This is a genomic window from Pseudomonas sp. DW-iso3 (genome assembly GCF_058725305.1).
Map to the genome: position 1 here is coordinate 216,436 of NZ_JBZXDZ010000001.1, position 18,018 is coordinate 234,453.

Below are 18,018 nucleotides of genomic sequence, written 5' to 3' on the forward strand. Positions count from 1 at the left end.
CCGGGGAAGAGGATCAACGCAGGCCGCGTTGAGTCTCGTCCAGCTCACGGATGTACTTGAAGATTTTACGGCTGGTGGCGGGCGCCTTGTTATGCGCCAGTTCGTGCTGGGCCTGACGGATCAGGGAGCGCAGTTGCTGGCGGTCCGCATCCGGGTAGTCCATCACGAATTTCTCCAGCACCGCGTCATCGCCCGAGATCAGGCGGTCACGCCAGCGTTCCAGGTTATGGAAGCGTTCGTTGTACTGGCGAGTCGAGGCATCGGTTTGATCGAGCAAAGTCAAAATGGCGTCGATGTCCTGATCGCGCATGAGCTTGCCGATAAACGAGATGTGCCGTTTACGCGCGATATTCGCGGTGTGCTTGGGCGCATCGGCCAGGGCACGACGCATTTCGTCGGTCAGTGGCAGTTTTGCAATCAAGTCTTTTTTGAGCGTTGTAAGGCGCTCGCCGAGGTCGACCAGAGCATGCAGCTCACGTTTGACCTGGGTTTTGCTTTTCTCCCCATCGAGGGAGTCGTCGTAAGAATCAACCATGGTGGCAGTCCGCAAAGAAACGCCGCCATGATAACCAGTCGGGGGCCGCTTGTCCGGCCCGGTCGCTCGATGGCCTTAACCGAAAGCAGAATTTGAGTGGAGAAAACCATGAGTGCAGCCCAAAGCGTCGGTCCGCAAGCGTTACCGGCACTGCAGGAACAAGTCGAGCAGATCCTTGCCGAGGCCAAGCGCCAGGGGGCCAGTGCCTGTGAAGTGGCGGTGTCGCTGGAACAGGGGCTGTCGACGTCGGTCCGTCAGCGGGAAGTGGAGACTGTTGAGTTCAACCGCGACCAGGGTTTCGGCATCACGCTGTACATGGGGCAGCGCAAAGGTTCGGCCAGCACCTCGGCCAGCGGTCCGGACGCGATCCGCGAGACGGTGGCCGCAGCGTTGGCAATCGCCAAGCACACCTCCGAGGATGAAAGCTCTGGCCTGGCCGATAAAGCGCTGATGGCCAAGGACCTGCAGGATTTCGATCTGTTTCACGCATGGGATATCACACCCGAACAGGCCATTGAAAAGGCGCTGATCTGCGAAGCGGCCGCGTTCGACGCCGATCCCCGCATCAAGAACGCGGATGGCACCACGTTGAGCACGCACCAGGGGTGCCGCGTGTATGGCAACAGCCATGGCTTTATCGGTGGTTATGCATCCACCCGTCATAGCTTGAGCTGCGTGATGATTGCCGAAGCCGATGGCCAGATGCAGCGTGATTACTGGTATGACGTGAACCGTCAGGGCGAGTTGCTGGCGGACGCGGTCAGCATTGGTCAGCGCGCCGCGCAGCGTGCGGCGAGCCGTCTGGGTGCGCGCCCGGTGCCGACCTGTGAAGTGCCGGTGCTGTTCTCGGCGGAACTGGCCGGTGGGTTGTTTGGCAGCTTCCTGGGGGCGATTTCCGGTGGCAACTTGTACCGCAAATCCTCGTTCCTGGAAGGCTCGATTGGCCAGAAACTGTTCCCGGAGTGGCTGACCATCGATGAACGTCCGCACTTGATGCGCGCCATGGGCAGTACGTCGTTCGACGGTGATGGCCTGGCGACTTATGCCAAGCCGTTCGTCGAGAAGGGCGAGTTGGTGTCTTACGTGCTGGGCACATACGCCGGTCGCAAGCTGGGCCTGCCCAGCACCGCCAACTCCGGCGGCGTGCATAACCTGTTCGTCACCCACGGCGATGAAGACCAGGCGGCGCTGCTGCGGCGAATGGGGCGTGGCCTGCTGGTGACTGAGTTGATGGGCCATGGCCTGAACATGGTCACCGGTGATTACTCCCGCGGGGCGGCGGGTTTCTGGGTGGAAAATGGCGAAATTCAGTTTGCCGTCCAGGAGGTGACCATCGCCGGCAATATGCGCGACATGTTCAAGCAGATCGTTGCTGTGGGTAATGATCTGGAACTGCGCAGCAACATTCGCACAGGTTCGGTGTTGATCGAGCGGATGACTGTCGCTGGCAGCTGATCCTTCCGACGCTTCACCCAATAAAGGCGCGCCCTCCTCAAGACGGCGCGCCTTTTTTTGTGCGTGCATTGCAGGTGGCTAGTTTGTTGCACTTGTTTTGATTCTCAATATCATTTAATAATAAATATCATTACCGAATGAGTGTGGATCATGAGTTCTGTCCTGCATGAGGATCCTTACCTGGAGAGCTGGCGCTGGATGAGTCGCCAGATTCGCTGCGGCCTCGACCCCAACGAACCGCGCCTGATCGAACATTACCTCAATGAGGGGCGATACCTGGCGTGCTGCACGGCGACCCATCCGTGGACGATCGCAGAAACTTCATTCCACCTGCTGCTCGATACCGCCAGCGACATCGCACTGCCCTGGCATTGGCGCTCTCTGTGCCTGGATCAAGCCTGGCGCCCCCTGCGCGACCTGGAAAAACTCTCCCACTGCGCATGCCGCCTCAAGCGCTGGCAGTCCTTTGCGTGGCGATTGGCGACCTGCGAGCTGCTGCCCTCGATTTCTGTTTCTGACCTGGTGCAAGGATCTTCCGATGAGTAACACCCGTATCGAACGCGACAGCATGGGCGAACTGCAAGTGCCGGCCGAGGCCTTGTATGGCGCGCAAACCCAGCGCGCGGTGAACAACTTCCCGATCAGTCATCAACGCATGCCGGCGCAATTCATCCGCGCCCTGATCCTGGCCAAGACCGCCGCCGCCAAGGTCAACGTCGACCTCAAGCAAATCAGCGAAGGCCAGGGCAAGGCCATCGTCGACGCCGCCCAAGGCTTGCTGGAAGGCGACTTCATGCGTCACTTCCCGGTGGATGTCTTCCAGACGGGCTCCGGCACTAGCTCCAACATGAACGCCAATGAAGTGATTGCCACCCTCGCTACCCGGTTGCTCGGCGAATCGGTCAACCCCAACGACCACGTGAACTGCGGCCAAAGCAGCAACGACATCATTCCGACCACCATCCATGTCAGTGCCGCACTGGTCCTGCATGAGCAAACGCTGCCGGCCCTGCTGCATTTGGTGCAAGTCATTGAACAGAAAGCCGAGGAGGTTCACCCGTTCATCAAAACCGGCCGAACGCACCTGATGGATGCCATGCCTGTGCGCATGAGCCAGGTGCTCAACGGTTGGTCGCAGCAGCTCAAGGCCAATATCGGCCACTTGCAGGATCTATTGCCGAGCCTGCAAGCGCTGGCCCAAGGCGGTACGGCGGTTGGCACCGGGATCAACGCACACCCGGAATTCGCTGTGCGTTTCAGTCAGCAACTGAGCAGCCTGACCGGCGTGAAATTCACGCCCGGCAAGAACCTGTTCGCGCTGATTGGCTCCCAGGACACCGCCGTCGCGGTCTCCGGCCAGTTAAAAGCCATTGCCGTGTCGCTGATGAAAATCGCTAACGACCTGCGCTGGATGAACTCCGGTCCGCTCGCGGGCCTGGGTGAAATCGAACTGGAAGGCCTGCAGCCTGGCTCGTCGATCATGCCTGGCAAGGTCAATCCGGTGATCCCGGAAGCGACGGCGATGGTTGCCGCCCAGGTTATCGGTAATGACGCGGTGATCACCGTCGCAGGCCAGTCCGGCAACTTCGAGTTGAACGTGATGCTGCCGATCATCGCGCAGAACCTGCTCAGCAGCCTCGAATTGCTGGCCAATGCCAGCCGTTTGCTGGCCGATAAAGCCATCGCCAGTTTCAAGGTCAACGAAGCCAAGCTCAAGGAAGCGCTGTCGCGCAACCCGATCCTGGTGACCGCGCTCAACCCGATCATCGGTTACCAAAAGGCCGCTGAAATTGCCAAGAAGGCCTATCAGCAAGGCCGTCCGGTGATTGACGTCGCCCTTGAACACACCGACTTACCGCGCAGCCAACTGGAAGTTCTGCTGGATCCGGAAAAGCTCACGGCCGGCGGCGTGTAATCACCGACCCTGCTTTGGAGGCTCACCATGGAGCACTGGAAACGCATGATCGAACGGGCCAATCGCTGCTTTATGGCAGGCGAGTTGGTGGACGCTCGCGAGGCCTATTTGCAAGCCCTCGCCTTGGCCCAAGTGTTGTTCGAACGCTGGGCGGACGCCGACGAAGCAGTGGCGGCTTGCGTCATTTCCCATCACAACCTGGCGGACCTTCACCTGCGCCTGAACCAGCCGGAGGAAAGCGCGGAATACCTCTGTGCCATCCACCAGCGCCTGCTGCAGACCCTGCAGGATCCGCGGCTGAGCCCGCAATTGCGGGAAGCGGCGCTGCGCCAGAGCAGCAAGACCTACGTCGAGCTCTTGAATTTCATCAGCGATCACGGCGAGTACCCTCGCACTCATCGCCTGTTGGGTGGCGCAGCGGCGCAACCCACCCCTCCTCAATACGGAGCACATTGATATGACTTATACCTTGCCTGCATTGCCTTACGCCTACGACGCCCTGGAACCGCATATCGATGCGCAAACCATGGAGATCCACTACACCAAGCACCATCAGACCTACATCAACAACCTCAACGCTGCCGTCGACGGCACCGAGTTCGCCGGCTGGCCGGTGGAGAAGCTGGTCTCCAGCGTGCAGCAACTGCCGGAAAAGCTGCGCGCAGCCGTGATCAATCAGGGCGGCGGCCATGCCAACCACTCGCTGTTCTGGGCAGTGATGTCGCCCAAAGGTGGCGGTAAACCCGACGGCGCATTGGGAAAAGCCATCGAGGAGCAGTTGGGCGGTTTCGACAGCTTCAAGGAGGCTTTCACCAAGGCTGCGCTGACCCGTTTTGGCAGCGGCTGGGCCTGGCTGAGCGTCAATCCACAAAAGACCCTGGTGGTGGAAAGCAGCGGTAACCAAGACAGTCCGCTGATGAGCGGCAACACGCCGATCCTAGGTCTAGACGTCTGGGAACACGCCTACTATTTGCTGTACCAGAACCGCCGCCCGGAATACATCAATGCCTTCTACAGTGTTATCAACTGGCCAGAAGTCGCCGCACGCTATCAGGCCGCCGTGGCCTGACATTCACCTTCATAACAAGATCTAAGGCCGACTATGGGCACTGAAACACTGGCGATCAGCAGCGGGCGAATGTTTCGTTATGCGTTTGGCTCGCTGCTGCTATTGGCAGGTACTGCATTGCTGGTGGCCCACGGGCTGGCGTGGCTGAACCTGGAGCCGCGCATTCTGCGCGCCCTGCAGGGCGGATCCATCTGTGCGCTCGGGACGGCGCTCGGCGCGGTGCCGGTGCTGGTTATCCGGCGCATGCCGGTGGCATTGAGCGATACGCTGCTGGGCTTTGGGGCTGGGGTGATGTTGGCGGCGACCGCGTTTTCGCTGATCGTGCCGGGCATCGCTGCGGCTGAAGGCCTGGGGCTCTCGCCCTGGGGGGCCAGTGGATTGATCAGTTTTGGCATTATGTTGGGCGCCTTCGGGCTGTATCTGGTTGACCGCAAAGTCTCCGGCGCCAGCCCGGAAATGCTGGTGGGCACGCCGGACAAACCGGTGATCCCGCCGCGTATCTGGCTGTTTGTGTTTGCCATCATTGCCCACAATATCCCGGAAGGCATGGCTGTGGGTGTCTCGGCGGGCGGCGGCATGCCGGATGCTGACAGCCTGGCCATGGGCATCGCCTTGCAGGACGTGCCGGAAGGGCTGGTGATTGCGTTGGTGTTGGCCGGGGCGGGGATGTCGCGGGGCAAGGCGTTCTTGATCGGTGCGGCGTCAGGTCTGGTGGAGCCGGTGTTTGCGGTGCTTTGTGCCTGGTTGGTCAGCCTTGCCGAAGTAGTGTTGCCATTGGGTTTGGCGCTTGCCGCTGGCGCGATGCTGCTGGTGGTGACTCACGAGGTCATCCCCGAGTCGCGACGCAATGGTCATGAAAAGCTCGCCAGCCTTGGGTTGTGCATCGGATTTTGCTTGATGATGGTGATGGACACGGCTTTGGGATAATACCCGCTCCCTTGTAGGCGCCGGCTCGCCGGCGATCAGTCGCGAGTCGTGGACGCTATCGCCGGTCAGCCAGACTTCTACAGGAGGGTTATTCGCCTTCGTCGAAGTAGTTATTGATCAGTGCCACCAGTGCGGCCATCGCTTCGTCTTCCTGCTCGCCCTCTGTCTTCAAGTGAATCTTGGTGCCCTTGCCGGCAGCCAGCATCATCATGGCCATGATGCTTTTGCCATCGACCATGGATTCCGGCGTACGACCGGCGCGGATCTGGCAGGGAAACTGCCCGGCGACACCGACAAATTTGGCCGAGGCACGGGCGTGCAGGCCCAGTTTGTTGATGATTTCAATTTCCAGAGCGGGCATCGCGAAGGTGTTCCTTTCAGCTAAGGTCGCGGTGGCGGACCTGGACATTCTTGAGGGTTTGTTGCAACACCTGGCCCAGGCGCTCGGTCAGGTAGACGGAGCGGTGGTGCCCGCCGGTGCAGCCGATGGCAATGGTGACATAGGCGCGATTGCTGGCGGCAAAACGCGGCAGCCATTTGAGCAGGTAACTGGAAATGTCCTGGAACATTTCCTCCACATCCGGTTGCGCGGCCAGGTAATCGGCCACGGCCTGGTCCAGCCCGGATTGCTCACGCAGCTCCGGCTTCCAGTAGGGATTGGGCAGGCAGCGCACGTCGAACACCAGGTCGGCGTCCACCGGCATGCCACGCTTGAACCCAAACGACTCGACCAGAAAGGCGGTGCCTGGCTCCGGCTGGTTCAGCAGGCGCAGCTTGATGGCGTCGCGCAACTGGTACAGGTTGAGGCTGGTGGTGTTGATCTTGAGGTCGGCGAGGTCAATGATCGGCCCCAGCAGCTTGGTTTCGTCTTCAATGGCTTCCGCCAGGGAACGGTGAGGGCTGCTGAGGGGGTGGCGCCGACGGGTTTCGGAGAAACGCTTGAGCAGGGTCTCTTCGTCGGCATCCAGGTAGAGCACATCGCAATGGATATGCTTGGCCCGCACTTCCTCGAGCAATTGCGGGAATCGCTCAAGGTGGCTGGGCAGGTTGCGTGCATCAATCGAAACGGCAACCAGAGGCTGAGCCAGTTCGGTGTGGATCAACGCGCGTTCCGCCAATTCCGGCAGCAGGCCGGCGGGCAGGTTGTCGATGCAATAGAAACCGCTGTCCTCAAGAACGTTGAGGGCGGTGCTTTTACCCGAGCCGGAGCGGCCGCTGACGATGATCAAGCGCATGATTACTGCCCGTTCTGTTCATCCAGGACAACCTGGTAAAGCGCCTCGTTGCTTTTGGCGCTGCGCAGTTTGTCGCGTACGTCCTTGCGGTCGAGCATGCTGGCGATCTGCCGAAGCAGTTCCAGGTGCGCATCGGTGGCAGCCTGCGGGACCAGCAGTACAAACAGCAGGTCGACCGGGGCACCGTCGATAGCGTCGAAATCGATGGGAGCGTCCAGGTGAAGCAGGGCGCTGACTGGGGTCTCGCAGCCTTTGAGGCGGCAGTGCGGAATGGCGATGCCGTTGCCAAAACCGGTGGAACCGAGTTTTTCACGGGCAATCAGAGCCTCGTAGACATCTTGCATTTCCAGTTCAGGCACTTCGCGGCTGATCAGGTTGGCAATTTGCTCAAGGGCTTTCTTCTTGCTGCCGCCCGGCGCGTTCACAAGGGAACGGCCGGGGGTCAGGATGGTTTCAAGTCGGATCATGGGGGGAGAGTTAACGACCTGTGCCCTGAAGCAGGCTCAGATTCTTTTCCTTATGCTTTTTAAGTTGGCGGTCAAGCTTGTCTGTGAGCAAGTCGATTGATGCATACATGTCTTCATGCTCGGCATTGGCGACTACTTCGCCACCGGGTATCTGGAGAGTCGCCTCAATTTTCTGCTGAAGCTTGTCGACCTTCATGATGACTTGCACATTGGTGATCTTGTCGAAATGACCCTCAAGCCGTTTCAGCTTCTGCTCGACGTATTCGCGCAATGGAGGGGTGACTTCTACATGGTGTCCACTGATGTTGACTTGCATACAGCTTCTCCTTCGTTGCCAGTGCATAAAGCGGCAGGTAGGACTACCTGCCACTGGAACGCTGTGGCCCGCCCGTCACATCAAACGCTTACGCTCGCTGGAAGGCGCGATCCCAAGGGATTCGCGGTACTTGGCGACGGTTCGACGGGCGACCTGAATGCCTTGTGCCTCCAGTAAACCAGCGATCTTACTGTCACTCAATGGCTTTTTCTGATTTTCCGCAGCAACCAGTTTTTTGATGATCGCGCGAATCGCCGTGGACGAGCATTCACCGCCTTCGGAGGTGCTGACATGGCTGGAGAAAAAGTATTTCAGTTCATAAATACCCCGTGGGGTATGCATGAATTTCTGGGTGGTCACCCGGGAAATCGTCGATTCATGCATGCCAACCGCTTCGGCGATGTCATGCAGTACCAGCGGTTTCATCGCCTCGTCGCCGTATTCCAGGAAGCCGCGCTGGTGCTCGACGATCTGAGTGGCCACTTTCATCAGGGTTTCGTTGCGGCTTTGCAGGCTCTTGATGAACCAGCGCGCTTCCTGCAACTGGTTGCGCATGAAGGTGTTGTCGGCGCTGGTATCGGCGCGACGTACGAAACCGGCGTATTGCGGGTTGACGCGCAGGCGCGGCACCGACTCCTGGTTCAGCTCTACCAGCCAGCGCTCGTTGTCCTTGCGTACGATGACGTCGGGGACTACGTATTCGGCTTCGCTCGACTCGATTTGCGAGCCTGGGCGCGGGTTGAGGCTCTGTACCAGCTCGATGACCTGGCGCAGGTCGTCTTCCTTGAGCTTCATGCGGCGCATCAACTGGCTGTAGTCGCGGCTGCCGAGCAAGTCGATGTAGTCGGTGACCAGGCGCTGGGCCTCGGTGAGCCAGGCCGTCTTGGCCGGCAGTTGGCGCAATTGCAGCAACAGGCATTCGCTGAGGGTGCGTGCGCCGATGCCGGCGGGCTCGAACTGCTGGATGCGGTGCAGGACGGCTTCAATCTCGTCCAGCTCGATATCCAGTTCCGGGTCGAAGGCTTCAAGAATTTCTTCAAGCGTCTCGTCCAGATAACCCTGGTTGTTGATGCAGTCGATCAGGGTCACGGCGATCAAGCGATCGGTGTCCGACATCGGCGCCAGGTTCAGTTGCCAGAGCAGATGGCTCTGCAGGCTCTCGCCAACGGAGGTGCGGGTGGTGAAGTCCCACTCGTCATCGTCATTGCTGGGCAGGCTGCTGGCGCTGGTCTGGTAGACGTCTTCCCAGGCCGTGTCGACGGGAAGCTCGTTGGGGATGCGTTCGTTCCAATCGCCTTCCTCAAGGTTATCCACCGTAGGGGCGGTTTCCTGATAGGAGGGTTCCTGCACGTCGGAATTGGGTTTTTGCTCGATGTTATCGGCCAGCGGGTCTGCATTATCGAAGTCGTCGCCTTCTTCCTGGCGTTCGAGCATCGGGTTGGACTCCAAGGCCTCCTGGATTTCCTGTTGCAGGTCCAGGGTCGACAATTGGAGCAGGCGGATGGCCTGTTGCAGCTGCGGTGTCATCGTCAGCTGCTGGCCCATTCTCAGGACTAGCGATGGTTTCATGGCAGGGGCTTAACACCTTATTCGCCGGCGCAATGCGCCATCCACGACAGGGCGCGTGAGCGCCAAACATAAGCAAATTATATGCCTGATGTCGGGGGCTTTGCCTAGAGCGCGGTAACAATAAAAATCCGGAGGTTTTCATTGACTCCCGCGCACCTCGGCAAACGGCCGTGACACCACGGTGTTTACAGGCGGAACTCGTGACCCAGGTACACTTCCTTGACCAGATCGTTGGCCAGGATGGTGGCCGAGTCACCTTCGGCGATCAGTTGGCCATCGTTGACGATATACGCGGTTTCGCAGATATCGAGGGTCTCACGGACGTTGTGGTCAGTGATCAGCACGCCAATGCCCTTGGCCTTGAGGTGATGGATGATCTGCTTGATGTCGCCGACCGAGATCGGGTCGACGCCGGCAAACGGTTCGTCCAGCAGAATGAACTTGGGGGCAGTGGCCAGGGCGCGGGCGATTTCCACACGACGACGCTCACCACCGGACAGGCTCATGCCGAGGTTGTCGCGAATGTGGTTGATGTGGAATTCCTGCAGCAGGCTTTCCAGTTCCTTGCGGCGGCCGTCACGGTCGAGTTCCTTGCGGGTCTCGAGGATCGCCATGATGTTATCGGCGACCGACAGTTTGCGGAAGATCGACGCCTCCTGCGGGAGATAGCCGATACCGGCGCGTGCACGGCCGTGCATCGGCTGGTGGCTCACGTCCAGGTCGTCGATCAGCACGCGACCCTGGTCCGCCTGGACCAGGCCGACGATCATGTAGAAGCAGGTGGTCTTGCCGGCACCGTTGGGGCCGAGCAAGCCGACGATCTGGCCGCTGTCGATCGACAGGCTGACGTCGCGCACGACCTGACGGCTTTTATAGGCCTTGGCCAGATGCTGGGCTTTCAGGGTTGCCATTACTCGGCCTTCTTCTTCGGCTGGATAACCATGTCGATGCGTGGGCGTGGTGCAGTGACCTTGCTGCCATTGGCACGACCGGCGTTAGCGATCTGTTTCACGGTGTCGTAGGTGATTTTCTCGCCTTCCGTGGAGTTGCCATCGGGGCTGAGCACCTTGGCCTGATCGATCAGCACGATGCGGTTCTGCTGGGCGTGGTACTGGATGGTCTTGCCGTAGCCTTTCATCGGGCCGGTGTCGGTAGGCGACTGCTTCTGTTCGAAGTAAGCCAGGTTGCCCACGGAAGTCACCACGTCGATGTCGCCGGCAGCGGTGCGAGTCAGGGTCACCGTATTACCGGTGATCTTCATCGAACCCTGGGTAATGATCACGCCACCGGTGTAGGTGGCGACACCTTGCTTGTCATCCAGCTGCGCATCGTCAGCCGAGATGTGGATCGGCTGCTGGCTATCGTTCGGCAGAGCCCAGGCGCTCACGCTTCCCAGTGCTGCGCCCAGACCGAGCAAAATAGGGAGAGTTTTAACGAGCCTCATACTGTCCTCTTACGTTCGATAGCAGGTGTATCCTGCTTTCTTTCAAATACGCTTTCATTCCCTTGCCAGTCGATACACCGCCAGCGCCGTCGATTCTAACGTCTTGCTCGGTCTGCGCATATTGCTTCTGCGGGAATACGGTCATGCGACTGCTGGTAATCACGGTATCGCGGTTCTGCGCGTCAGTGCGGGCGACGCGTACCGAGTCGATCAATTCAACTTCGGTACCGTCCGGGTTGACCTCGCCACGCTTGCTGGTGACGTGCCAGGGGAATTCGGTGCCGCGGTACAGATTCAGGTCGGGGTTGGTCAGCAGGGTGACTTCGGATGCCTTCAAGTGTTCGACTTTGTCCGATGTCATTTCGTACTGCACTTTGCCGTCAGGTAGGAACTGTACGCTGTAGGCATTGGTGGCGTAATAGTCGATAGCGCCTTGGTCAGCCTGCGCAACAGGCTGGTCGAGAAAGCGCTCCGGGCTGATATTCCAGTAGCCCACCGCCAGGAGCAGCGCGGCGATGACCCCGAATAACAGGAAGTTGCGAATCTTTTTGCTCAGCATAAAACGCTCTATAAGTAGGCGGCGTGGGCCGCTTCAAGGCTGCCCTGGGCACGCAGGATCAGCTCGCAGAACTCGCGGGCGGCACCTTCGCCGCCACGGGCGGTGGTGATGCCGTGGGCATGCTCGCGAACAAATGCCGCCGCATTGGCGACCGCCATGCCCAAGCCCACCCGGCGGATCACCGGCAGGTCTGGCAGGTCATCGCCCAAGTAGGCGACCTGCTCATAGCTTAGGTTGAGTTGGCCAAGAAGCTCGTCCAGAACCACCAGTTTATCCTCGCGGCCCTGATACAGGTGAGGAATCCCCAGATTTTGTGCGCGACGTTCCACAACCGGAGTCTTCCGGCCACTGATGATTGCCGTTTGCACGCCTGACGCCATCAGCATCTTGATGCCCTGGCCGTCGAGGGTGTTGAACGTCTTGAATTCACTGCCGTCTTCGAGGAAGTACAGGCGGCCATCGGTCAGCACGCCATCAACGTCGAAAATCGCCAACTTGATGTTTTTACCGCGTTGCAACAGGTCGCTGGTCATTTACATCACTCCCGCACGCAGCAAGTCGTGCATGTTCAGGGCGCCGATCGGGTGGTCATCGGCATCGACCACCACCAGCGCACCGATCTTGTGGTCTTCCATGATCTTCAAGGCTTCGGCGGCCAGCATTTCAGGGCGGGCGGTCTTGCCATGGGGGGTCATCACCGCATCGATGGTGGCGGTGTGGATATCAATGGTGCGGTCCAGGGTGCGGCGCAGGTCGCCGTCGGTAAAGACCCCGGCCAGGCGGCCGTTGTCTTCCAGGATCACGGTCATGCCCAGGCCTTTGCGGGTCATTTCCATCAGCGCGTCCTTCAACAAGGTGCCGCGCTGGACGTGGGGCAGTTCATCACCGGAATGCATGACGTTTTCCACTTTCAACAGCAGGCGGCGGCCCAGGGCGCCACCGGGATGGGAAAAAGCGAAGTCTTCAGCGGTAAACCCACGGGCTTCCAGCAGCGCCACAGCCAGGGCGTCACCCATGACCAGCGCCGCGGTGGTGGAGGAGGTGGGCGCGAGGTTCAGCGGGCAGGCCTCGTGGGCCACGTGAACATTCAGGTTTACGTCGGCGGCCTTGGCCAGGGTCGATTCCGGGTTGCCGGTGAGGCTGATCATCTGTATGCCCAGGCGCTTGATCAGTGGCAGCAGGGTCACGATTTCGTTGGTGGTGCCGGAGTTGGACAGCGCCAGGATGATGTCATCCTTGGTGATCATGCCCATATCGCCGTGGCTGGCCTCGGCCGGGTGCACGAAAAACGCAGTGGTCCCGGTGCTGGCCAGGGTGGCGGCGATCTTGTTGCCGACGTGACCCGACTTGCCCATGCCGACCACGACAACCCGGCCCTTGCTTGCCAGAATCATCTCGCACGCGCGTACGAAATCTGCGTCGATATGCGCCAGCAAGCCTTCTACGGCTTCAAGCTCGAGGCGAATGGTGCGTTGTGCGGATTGAATAAGGTCGCTGGATTGGCTCATGTCTGAAATCGTATAGCCTGACGAAAAGTCGGCGATTATAGCGGTAATGATCAATTCCCTCACGCTAGTTCGTCAGGGTTTGTTCGCAACGCGCCTGAGATTCATCCCAAGCAACGATTTTTCCCTGTCCCCAATCTGAACAAGCGCTGTTCCGGCCTTGGGCGCCCTGTACCAGCAGTGATATAGTTCGCCGCCAGTTCGGTCCGCCCAGCCCACGTGGCCAACTATTGCACAACGGTTGCAAACGTTTGTCGCAAGCGTGGTGTCTGAGTGAGAGGCTGCATCCCAAGGAGTTTAGATGAGTGCCGATAACGCCTACGCGGTCGAGCTGAAGGGACTGACCTTCAAGCGCGGGACGCGCAGCATCTTCAATAACGTCGATATCCGCATTCCGCGCGGCAAGGTCACGGGCATCATGGGGCCTTCCGGTTGCGGCAAGACCACCCTGTTGCGCCTGATGGGCATGCAATTGCGCCCCAGTGCCGGCGAAGTGTGGGTCAATGGCCAGAACCTGCCGACGCTGTCGCGCAGTGATCTGTTCGATGCGCGCAAGCATATGGGTGTGCTGTTCCAGAGCGGTGCGCTGTTCACCGACCTCGATGTTTTCGAGAACGTGGCCTTTCCGCTGCGGGTGCATACCCAGCTGTCCGATGAAATGATTCGTGACATTGTGTTGCTGAAACTGCAGGCCGTAGGCCTTCGCGGTGCCATCGACCTGATGCCTGACGAGCTGTCCGGCGGCATGAAGCGCCGTGTGGCCCTGGCGCGTGCCATTGCCCTCGACCCGCAGATCCTCATGTATGACGAGCCTTTTGTCGGTCAGGACCCCATCGCCATGGGCGTGCTGGTGCGTTTGATCCGCTTGCTCAACGATGCGTTGGGCATCACCAGCATTGTGGTCTCCCACGATCTGGCAGAAACCGCGAGCATTGCCGATTACCTCTATGTCGTCGGCGATGGCCAGGTGCTGGGGCAGGGCACGCCCGAAGAACTGATGAACGCCGACAACCCGCGCATTCGCCAATTCATGACCGGCGATCCTGATGGCCCGGTGCCTTTTCACTTTCCGGCAGCGGATTACCGCTCAGATCTTCTGGGGAAGCGCTGATGCGCAAGACATCTCTCATCGAGAAGGTTCGCCTTTTCGGTCGTTCGGGTATCGACATTGTCGAAGTGCTCGGTCGTTCGACGATTTTCCTGTTCCACGCCCTGCTCGGTCGCGGCGGCATTGGCGGCGGCTTCGGCCTGCTGATCAAGCAGCTGCATTCGGTAGGCGTGATGTCCCTGGTGATCATCGTGGTCTCTGGGGTATTCATCGGCATGGTGCTGGCGTTGCAGGGCTTCAATATTCTTTCCACCTACGGTTCGGAGCAGGCGGTGGGGCAGATGGTCGCCCTGACGCTGTTGCGTGAACTGGGGCCGGTGGTGACTGCCTTGTTGTTCGCCGGGCGTGCGGGTTCCGCGCTGACCGCCGAAATCGGCAACATGAAGTCCACCGAACAGCTGTCCAGCCTGGAAATGATCGGCGTGGATCCGCTCAAGTACATTGTTGCCCCGCGCCTGTGGGCCGGCTTCATTTCCCTGCCACTGCTGGCGATGATCTTCAGCGTGGTCGGTATCTGGGGCGGTTCGTGGGTGGCGGTGGACTGGCTGGGCGTCTACGACGGCTCCTACTGGGCCAACATGCAAAACAGCGTGACCTTCAGCGGTGACGTGCTCAACGGCATCATAAAGAGCATTGTCTTCGCCTTTGTCGTCACCTGGATCGCCGTATTCCAAGGCTACGACTGTGAGCCCACTTCAGAAGGGATCAGTCGCGCCACCACCAAGACCGTTGTGTACGCCTCGCTGGCGGTACTGGGCCTTGACTTCATTTTGACCGCCTTGATGTTTGGAGATTTCTGATGCAAAACCGCACTGTGGAAATCGGTGTCGGCCTTTTCTTGCTGGCTGGCATCCTGGCTTTACTCTTGTTGGCCCTGCGAGTCAGTGGCCTGTCGGCCAGCCCCACCGCCGATACATATAAACTTTACGCGTACTTCGATAATCTCGCCGGTTTGACTGTCAGAGCTAAAGTGACCATGGCCGGTGTGACCATCGGCAAGGTCACGGCAATCGATCTGGACCGCGACAGCTTCACCGGGCGAGTGACCCTGCAACTGGACAAGAAGGTAGATAATCTGCCGACCGACTCCACTGCATCTATCCTCACTGCGGGTCTGCTGGGCGAAAAATACATCGGTATCAGCGTGGGTGGGGAAACAGCCCTGCTCAAGGATGGCTCGACAATCCACGACACACAGTCGTCGCTGGTGCTTGAAGACCTGATCGGTAAATTCCTGCTTAATACGGTCAATAAAGACGCCAAATGAGGAATCTGTTCATGATCTCTACCTTGCGACGTGGCCTGCTGGTGTTGTTGGCAGCGCTGCCGCTGATGGCTAACGCTGCAGGTTCTGCGCACGAGCTGGTGCAGGACACGACCAGCAAGATGCTGGCTGACCTGACTGCCAATAAAGAGCAGTACAAGCAAGACCCGAGTAAGTTCTACGACGCGCTCAACACCATTGTCGGCCCGGTGGTCGATGCCGAAGGCATTTCCCGCAGCATCATGACGGTCAAGTATTCGCGCAAGGCAACTCCCGCGCAGATGCAGACTTTCCAGGAAAACTTCAAGAAAGGCCTGTTCCAGTTCTACGGCAACGCTTTGCTTGAGTACAACAACCAGGGGATTACCGTCGCTCCAGCCGGTGACGAGTCCGGTGATCGCACCAGCGTCAACATGAGCGTCAAGGGCAATAACGGCGCCGTCTACCCGGTGCAGTACACCCTGGAAAAGATCAACGGCGAGTGGAAGCTGCGTAATGTGATCATCAACGGGATCAACATCGGCAAGCTGTTCCGTGACCAGTTCGCCGACGCCATGCAACGCAATGGCAATGACCTGGACAAGACCATCAATGGTTGGGCCGGCGAAGTCGCCAAGGCCAAGGAAGAAACCGACAAACAAGCTTCCGGGAAGCCTGCGCAATGACTGAAGCGGCTGTTCGTCTAGGCGATGCCGGCGAGCTGTTCATCAGCGGCGTGCTGGATTACCTCACCGGGCCTGACCTGCGCAAGCAGGGCCAGGCACTGATCAAGACCAGTTCCGCGCCCGCGTTGGTGCTGGATTGTTCGGCGGTGACCAAGTCCAGCAGCGTCGGTTTATCGTTGTTGCTGTGCTTCATGCGTGATGCCCAAGCGGCGAAAAAGCCCGTCAGCATCCGCGCAATGCCCGAAGACATGCGTGAAATTGCCGAAGTTTCCGGTCTGACCGAACTGCTGGCCCATCCTTAATACACATCATTAAAGAGGCCCCCCGTCAGAGTCCTGCTATGCGGGGTTCGCAGGCGCGGGGCTTTTTTGTATGATGTGCGACCCGCGCGCACTGGGCGCCGATAGAGGTTGAGCATGCAGGCCCTAGAAGTTAAGAGCTTTCTTGAAGGAAAGCTGCCGGAAACGACCGTAGAAGTTGAAGGCGAAGGCTGCAACTTCCAGCTGAACGTGATTAGCGATGAACTGGCGGCACTCAGCCCGGTCAAGCGTCAGCAGCAGATCTATGCCCATTTGAACCCGTGGATCACCGATGGCAGCATCCATGCGGTCACTATGAAATTTTTCAGCCGCGCGGCCTGGGCCGAGCGCACCTGAGCCCCCAAGGCGTCGAGATTCTTATGGATAAATTGATTATTACCGGCGGTGCCCGCCTTGATGGCGAAATTCGCATCTCCGGTGCAAAAAACTCCGCCTTGCCGATCCTGGCAGCGACCCTGCTGTGCGATGGCCCGGTTACCGTGGCCAACCTGCCGCACCTGCACGATATCACCACCATGATCGAGTTGTTCGGTCGTATGGGTATCGAGCCGGTGATCGACGAGAAACTGGCCGTCGAAATCGATCCGCGCACCATCAAGACCTTGATCGCCCCGTACGAATTGGTGAAAACCATGCGTGCGTCGATCCTGGTGCTGGGCCCGATGGTTGCCCGTTTTGGTGAAGCCGAAGTCGCCCTGCCTGGCGGTTGCGCCATCGGTTCGCGTCCGGTGGACCTGCACATCCGTGGCCTCGAAGCCATGGGCGCAGTCATCGACGTCGAAGGCGGCTACATCAAGGCCAAGGCGCCGGAAGGCGGCCTGCGTGGCGCGAACTTCTTCTTTGATACCGTCAGCGTGACCGGTACCGAGAACATCATGATGGCTGCTGCCCTGGCCAAAGGCCGCAGCGTGCTGCAGAACGCCGCGCGCGAGCCGGAAGTGGTCGATCTGGCCAATTTCCTGAACGCCATGGGTGCCAAGGTTTCCGGTGCCGGCACCGACACCATCACCATCGATGGTGTAGAGCGCCTGCACACTGCAACCTACAAGGTCATGCCCGACCGTATCGAGACCGGCACCTACCTGGTTGCTGCTGCCGTGACCGGTGGCCGCGTCAAGGTCAAGGACACCGATCCGACCATCCTGGAAGCGGTCCTGGAAAAACTGCGCGAAGCCGGTGCCGAAATCACTACCGGTGAAGACTGGATCGAGCTGAACATGCACGGCAAGCGTCCTAAAGCCGTCAACGTGCGTACCGCGCCGTACCCGGCGTTTCCGACCGACATGCAGGCGCAGTTCATCTCCTTGAACGCCATTGCCGAAGGCACCGGCGCCGTGATCGAGACCATCTTCGAAAACCGCTTCATGCACGTGTATGAACTGCACCGCATGGGCGCGAAGATCCAGGTCGAAGGCAATACCGCCATTGTGACTGGCACCGAGAAACTCAAGGGTGCGCCAGTGATGGCTACTGACCTGCGGGCTTCGGCCAGCCTGGTGATCTCGGCGCTGATCGCCGAAGGTGACACGTTGATCGACCGCATCTACCACATAGACCGTGGCTACGAGTGCATCGAAGAGAAACTGCAGATGCTCGGCGCGAAAATCCGCCGCGTACCGGGCTAGTCCCTGCTGCACTGTAGGAGCAAGCTTGCTCGCGAAAGAC

24 protein-coding genes are annotated in these 18,018 nt (G+C 59.4%); 13 read left to right on the top strand and 11 right to left on the bottom strand.

Translation table 11 applies throughout. The features are described from left to right. Window positions 1-13: 13 nt before the first annotated feature. Window positions 14-535: a ribosome biogenesis factor YjgA gene (gene yjgA, locus AC4PS7_RS01030; protein ID WP_010213128.1), complete on the bottom strand. Its 522-nt coding sequence runs from the start codon at window positions 533-535 to the stop codon at window positions 14-16. 108 nt (window positions 536-643) lie between these two features. Between yjgA and pmbA the strand changes: the two genes are divergently transcribed. The 6 genes from pmbA (at window position 644) to AC4PS7_RS01060 (ending at window position 5,901) form a co-directional block, all read left to right on the top strand. After that, window positions 644-1,990, top strand: a complete 1,347-nt coding sequence (gene pmbA, locus AC4PS7_RS01035) for a metalloprotease PmbA (protein WP_010213126.1) — start codon at window positions 644-646, stop codon at window positions 1,988-1,990. 150 nt (window positions 1,991-2,140) lie between these two features. After that, entirely contained in the window at window positions 2,141-2,536 is a 396-nt protein-coding gene (locus AC4PS7_RS01040; protein ID WP_021491886.1) for a hypothetical protein, read from the top strand. Next, entirely contained in the window at window positions 2,529-3,905 is a 1,377-nt protein-coding gene (locus AC4PS7_RS01045; protein ID WP_045791314.1) for a class II fumarate hydratase, read from the top strand. Before AC4PS7_RS01040 ends, AC4PS7_RS01045 begins: the two co-directional genes overlap by 8 nt. 27 nt (window positions 3,906-3,932) lie before the next feature. Continuing rightward, the gene (locus AC4PS7_RS01050) at window positions 3,933-4,361 is read left to right on the top strand and encodes a DUF2753 family protein (RefSeq protein WP_137205851.1); all 429 of its coding nucleotides are present in this window, start codon (window positions 3,933-3,935) and stop codon (window positions 4,359-4,361) included. A gap of 1 nt (window position 4,362) precedes the next feature. Continuing rightward, entirely contained in the window at window positions 4,363-4,974 is a 612-nt protein-coding gene (locus AC4PS7_RS01055; RefSeq protein ID WP_010213122.1) for a superoxide dismutase, read from the top strand. Window positions 4,975-5,007: 33 nt separating this feature from the next. After that, window positions 5,008-5,901: a ZIP family metal transporter gene (locus AC4PS7_RS01060; RefSeq protein ID WP_010213121.1), complete on the top strand. Its 894-nt coding sequence runs from the start codon at window positions 5,008-5,010 to the stop codon at window positions 5,899-5,901. 88 nt (window positions 5,902-5,989) lie between these two features. On the opposite strand, the gene AC4PS7_RS01065 is transcribed toward AC4PS7_RS01060, so the two are convergent. The 10 genes from AC4PS7_RS01065 to AC4PS7_RS01110 form a co-directional block, all read right to left on the bottom strand. After that, window positions 5,990-6,262 carry an HPr family phosphocarrier protein gene (locus AC4PS7_RS01065; RefSeq protein ID WP_010213120.1) on the bottom strand — a complete coding sequence of 91 codons (273 nt, stop codon included), beginning with the start codon at window positions 6,260-6,262 and terminating at the stop codon, window positions 5,990-5,992. Between the two features lie 16 nt (window positions 6,263-6,278). Continuing rightward, window positions 6,279-7,136 (bottom strand): RNase adapter RapZ, encoded by an 858-nt coding sequence (gene rapZ / locus AC4PS7_RS01070; RefSeq protein ID WP_010213119.1) that lies wholly within the window; start codon window positions 7,134-7,136, stop codon window positions 6,279-6,281. A 2-nt stretch (window positions 7,137-7,138) separates the two neighbouring features. Continuing rightward, window positions 7,139-7,603, bottom strand: coding sequence for a PTS IIA-like nitrogen regulatory protein PtsN (gene ptsN, locus AC4PS7_RS01075; protein WP_010213118.1), 465 nt, complete (start codon window positions 7,601-7,603; stop codon window positions 7,139-7,141). 10 nt (window positions 7,604-7,613) lie between these two features. Beyond that, complete coding sequence (hpf, locus tag AC4PS7_RS01080) at window positions 7,614-7,919, bottom strand: ribosome hibernation-promoting factor, HPF/YfiA family (protein ID WP_010213116.1); 306 nt, start codon at window positions 7,917-7,919, stop codon at window positions 7,614-7,616. 75 nt (window positions 7,920-7,994) lie between these two features. After that, window positions 7,995-9,488, bottom strand: a complete 1,494-nt coding sequence (locus AC4PS7_RS01085; RefSeq protein ID WP_010213115.1) for an RNA polymerase factor sigma-54 — start codon at window positions 9,486-9,488, stop codon at window positions 7,995-7,997. Window positions 9,489-9,673: 185 nt separating this feature from the next. Continuing rightward, a complete protein-coding gene (gene lptB / locus AC4PS7_RS01090; RefSeq protein ID WP_010213114.1) occupies window positions 9,674-10,399 on the bottom strand; it encodes an LPS export ABC transporter ATP-binding protein in 726 nt (241 codons plus the stop codon). Continuing rightward, window positions 10,399-10,932: a lipopolysaccharide transport periplasmic protein LptA gene (gene lptA, locus AC4PS7_RS01095; protein ID WP_021491882.1), complete on the bottom strand. Its 534-nt coding sequence runs from the start codon at window positions 10,930-10,932 to the stop codon at window positions 10,399-10,401. Before lptA ends, lptB begins: the two co-directional genes overlap by 1 nt. Further along, a complete protein-coding gene (gene lptC, locus AC4PS7_RS01100) occupies window positions 10,919-11,491 on the bottom strand; it encodes an LPS export ABC transporter periplasmic protein LptC (RefSeq protein WP_010213110.1) in 573 nt (190 codons plus the stop codon). The genes lptA and lptC overlap by 14 nt, the downstream gene beginning before the upstream one ends. A gap of 8 nt (window positions 11,492-11,499) precedes the next feature. Then, window positions 11,500-12,024 (bottom strand): KdsC family phosphatase, encoded by a 525-nt coding sequence (locus tag AC4PS7_RS01105; RefSeq protein WP_010213109.1) that lies wholly within the window; start codon window positions 12,022-12,024, stop codon window positions 11,500-11,502. Beyond that, on the bottom strand, window positions 12,025-12,999 hold the full coding sequence (locus AC4PS7_RS01110) for a KpsF/GutQ family sugar-phosphate isomerase (RefSeq protein ID WP_187516716.1): 975 nt from the start codon (window positions 12,997-12,999) through the stop codon (window positions 12,025-12,027). A gap of 298 nt (window positions 13,000-13,297) precedes the next feature. Between AC4PS7_RS01110 and AC4PS7_RS01115 the strand changes: the two genes are divergently transcribed. From AC4PS7_RS01115 to murA, 7 genes are all read left to right on the top strand, one after another. After that, on the top strand, window positions 13,298-14,107 hold the full coding sequence (locus tag AC4PS7_RS01115) for an ATP-binding cassette domain-containing protein (protein ID WP_003171811.1): 810 nt from the start codon (window positions 13,298-13,300) through the stop codon (window positions 14,105-14,107). Beyond that, window positions 14,107-14,904, top strand: coding sequence for a lipid asymmetry maintenance ABC transporter permease subunit MlaE (gene mlaE, locus AC4PS7_RS01120; protein ID WP_492179029.1), 798 nt, complete (start codon window positions 14,107-14,109; stop codon window positions 14,902-14,904). Before AC4PS7_RS01115 ends, mlaE begins: the two co-directional genes overlap by 1 nt. Next, on the top strand, window positions 14,904-15,371 hold the full coding sequence (mlaD, locus tag AC4PS7_RS01125; protein ID WP_010213106.1) for an outer membrane lipid asymmetry maintenance protein MlaD: 468 nt from the start codon (window positions 14,904-14,906) through the stop codon (window positions 15,369-15,371). Before mlaE ends, mlaD begins: the two co-directional genes overlap by 1 nt. 11 nt (window positions 15,372-15,382) lie before the next feature. Then, window positions 15,383-16,033, top strand: coding sequence for an MlaC/ttg2D family ABC transporter substrate-binding protein (locus AC4PS7_RS01130; RefSeq protein ID WP_010213105.1), 651 nt, complete (start codon window positions 15,383-15,385; stop codon window positions 16,031-16,033). Further along, entirely contained in the window at window positions 16,030-16,335 is a 306-nt protein-coding gene (locus AC4PS7_RS01135) for an STAS domain-containing protein (protein WP_010213104.1), read from the top strand. The genes AC4PS7_RS01130 and AC4PS7_RS01135 overlap by 4 nt, the downstream gene beginning before the upstream one ends. 114 nt (window positions 16,336-16,449) lie before the next feature. Beyond that, on the top strand, window positions 16,450-16,689 hold the full coding sequence (locus AC4PS7_RS01140) for a BolA family protein (protein WP_003188597.1): 240 nt from the start codon (window positions 16,450-16,452) through the stop codon (window positions 16,687-16,689). Window positions 16,690-16,712: 23 nt separating this feature from the next. Next, window positions 16,713-17,978: a UDP-N-acetylglucosamine 1-carboxyvinyltransferase gene (gene murA, locus AC4PS7_RS01145; protein ID WP_010213103.1), complete on the top strand. Its 1,266-nt coding sequence runs from the start codon at window positions 16,713-16,715 to the stop codon at window positions 17,976-17,978. Window positions 17,979-18,018 lie beyond the last annotated feature (40 nt).

Coding starts and splice junctions, on each gene's coding strand:
- yjgA (WP_010213128.1), bottom strand. CDS start 535: ATGGTTGATTCTTACGACGACTCCCTCGATGGGGAGAAAAGCAAAACC.
- pmbA (WP_010213126.1), top strand. CDS start 644: ATGAGTGCAGCCCAAAGCGTCGGTCCGCAAGCGTTACCGGCACTGCAG.
- AC4PS7_RS01040 (WP_021491886.1), top strand. CDS start 2,141: ATGAGTTCTGTCCTGCATGAGGATCCTTACCTGGAGAGCTGGCGCTGG.
- AC4PS7_RS01045 (WP_045791314.1), top strand. CDS start 2,529: ATGAGTAACACCCGTATCGAACGCGACAGCATGGGCGAACTGCAAGTG.
- AC4PS7_RS01050 (WP_137205851.1), top strand. CDS start 3,933: ATGGAGCACTGGAAACGCATGATCGAACGGGCCAATCGCTGCTTTATG.
- AC4PS7_RS01055 (WP_010213122.1), top strand. CDS start 4,363: ATGACTTATACCTTGCCTGCATTGCCTTACGCCTACGACGCCCTGGAA.
- AC4PS7_RS01060 (WP_010213121.1), top strand. CDS start 5,008: ATGGGCACTGAAACACTGGCGATCAGCAGCGGGCGAATGTTTCGTTAT.
- AC4PS7_RS01065 (WP_010213120.1), bottom strand. CDS start 6,262: ATGCCCGCTCTGGAAATTGAAATCATCAACAAACTGGGCCTGCACGCC.
- rapZ (WP_010213119.1), bottom strand. CDS start 7,136: ATGCGCTTGATCATCGTCAGCGGCCGCTCCGGCTCGGGTAAAAGCACC.
- ptsN (WP_010213118.1), bottom strand. CDS start 7,603: ATGATCCGACTTGAAACCATCCTGACCCCCGGCCGTTCCCTTGTGAAC.
- hpf (WP_010213116.1), bottom strand. CDS start 7,919: ATGCAAGTCAACATCAGTGGACACCATGTAGAAGTCACCCCTCCATTG.
- AC4PS7_RS01085 (WP_010213115.1), bottom strand. CDS start 9,488: ATGAAACCATCGCTAGTCCTGAGAATGGGCCAGCAGCTGACGATGACA.
- lptB (WP_010213114.1), bottom strand. CDS start 10,399: ATGGCAACCCTGAAAGCCCAGCATCTGGCCAAGGCCTATAAAAGCCGT.
- lptA (WP_021491882.1), bottom strand. CDS start 10,932: ATGAGGCTCGTTAAAACTCTCCCTATTTTGCTCGGTCTGGGCGCAGCA.
- lptC (WP_010213110.1), bottom strand. CDS start 11,491: ATGCTGAGCAAAAAGATTCGCAACTTCCTGTTATTCGGGGTCATCGCC.
- AC4PS7_RS01105 (WP_010213109.1), bottom strand. CDS start 12,024: ATGACCAGCGACCTGTTGCAACGCGGTAAAAACATCAAGTTGGCGATT.
- AC4PS7_RS01110 (WP_187516716.1), bottom strand. CDS start 12,999: ATGAGCCAATCCAGCGACCTTATTCAATCCGCACAACGCACCATTCGC.
- AC4PS7_RS01115 (WP_003171811.1), top strand. CDS start 13,298: ATGAGTGCCGATAACGCCTACGCGGTCGAGCTGAAGGGACTGACCTTC.
- mlaE (WP_492179029.1), top strand. CDS start 14,107: ATGCGCAAGACATCTCTCATCGAGAAGGTTCGCCTTTTCGGTCGTTCG.
- mlaD (WP_010213106.1), top strand. CDS start 14,904: ATGCAAAACCGCACTGTGGAAATCGGTGTCGGCCTTTTCTTGCTGGCT.
- AC4PS7_RS01130 (WP_010213105.1), top strand. CDS start 15,383: ATGATCTCTACCTTGCGACGTGGCCTGCTGGTGTTGTTGGCAGCGCTG.
- AC4PS7_RS01135 (WP_010213104.1), top strand. CDS start 16,030: ATGACTGAAGCGGCTGTTCGTCTAGGCGATGCCGGCGAGCTGTTCATC.
- AC4PS7_RS01140 (WP_003188597.1), top strand. CDS start 16,450: ATGCAGGCCCTAGAAGTTAAGAGCTTTCTTGAAGGAAAGCTGCCGGAA.
- murA (WP_010213103.1), top strand. CDS start 16,713: ATGGATAAATTGATTATTACCGGCGGTGCCCGCCTTGATGGCGAAATT.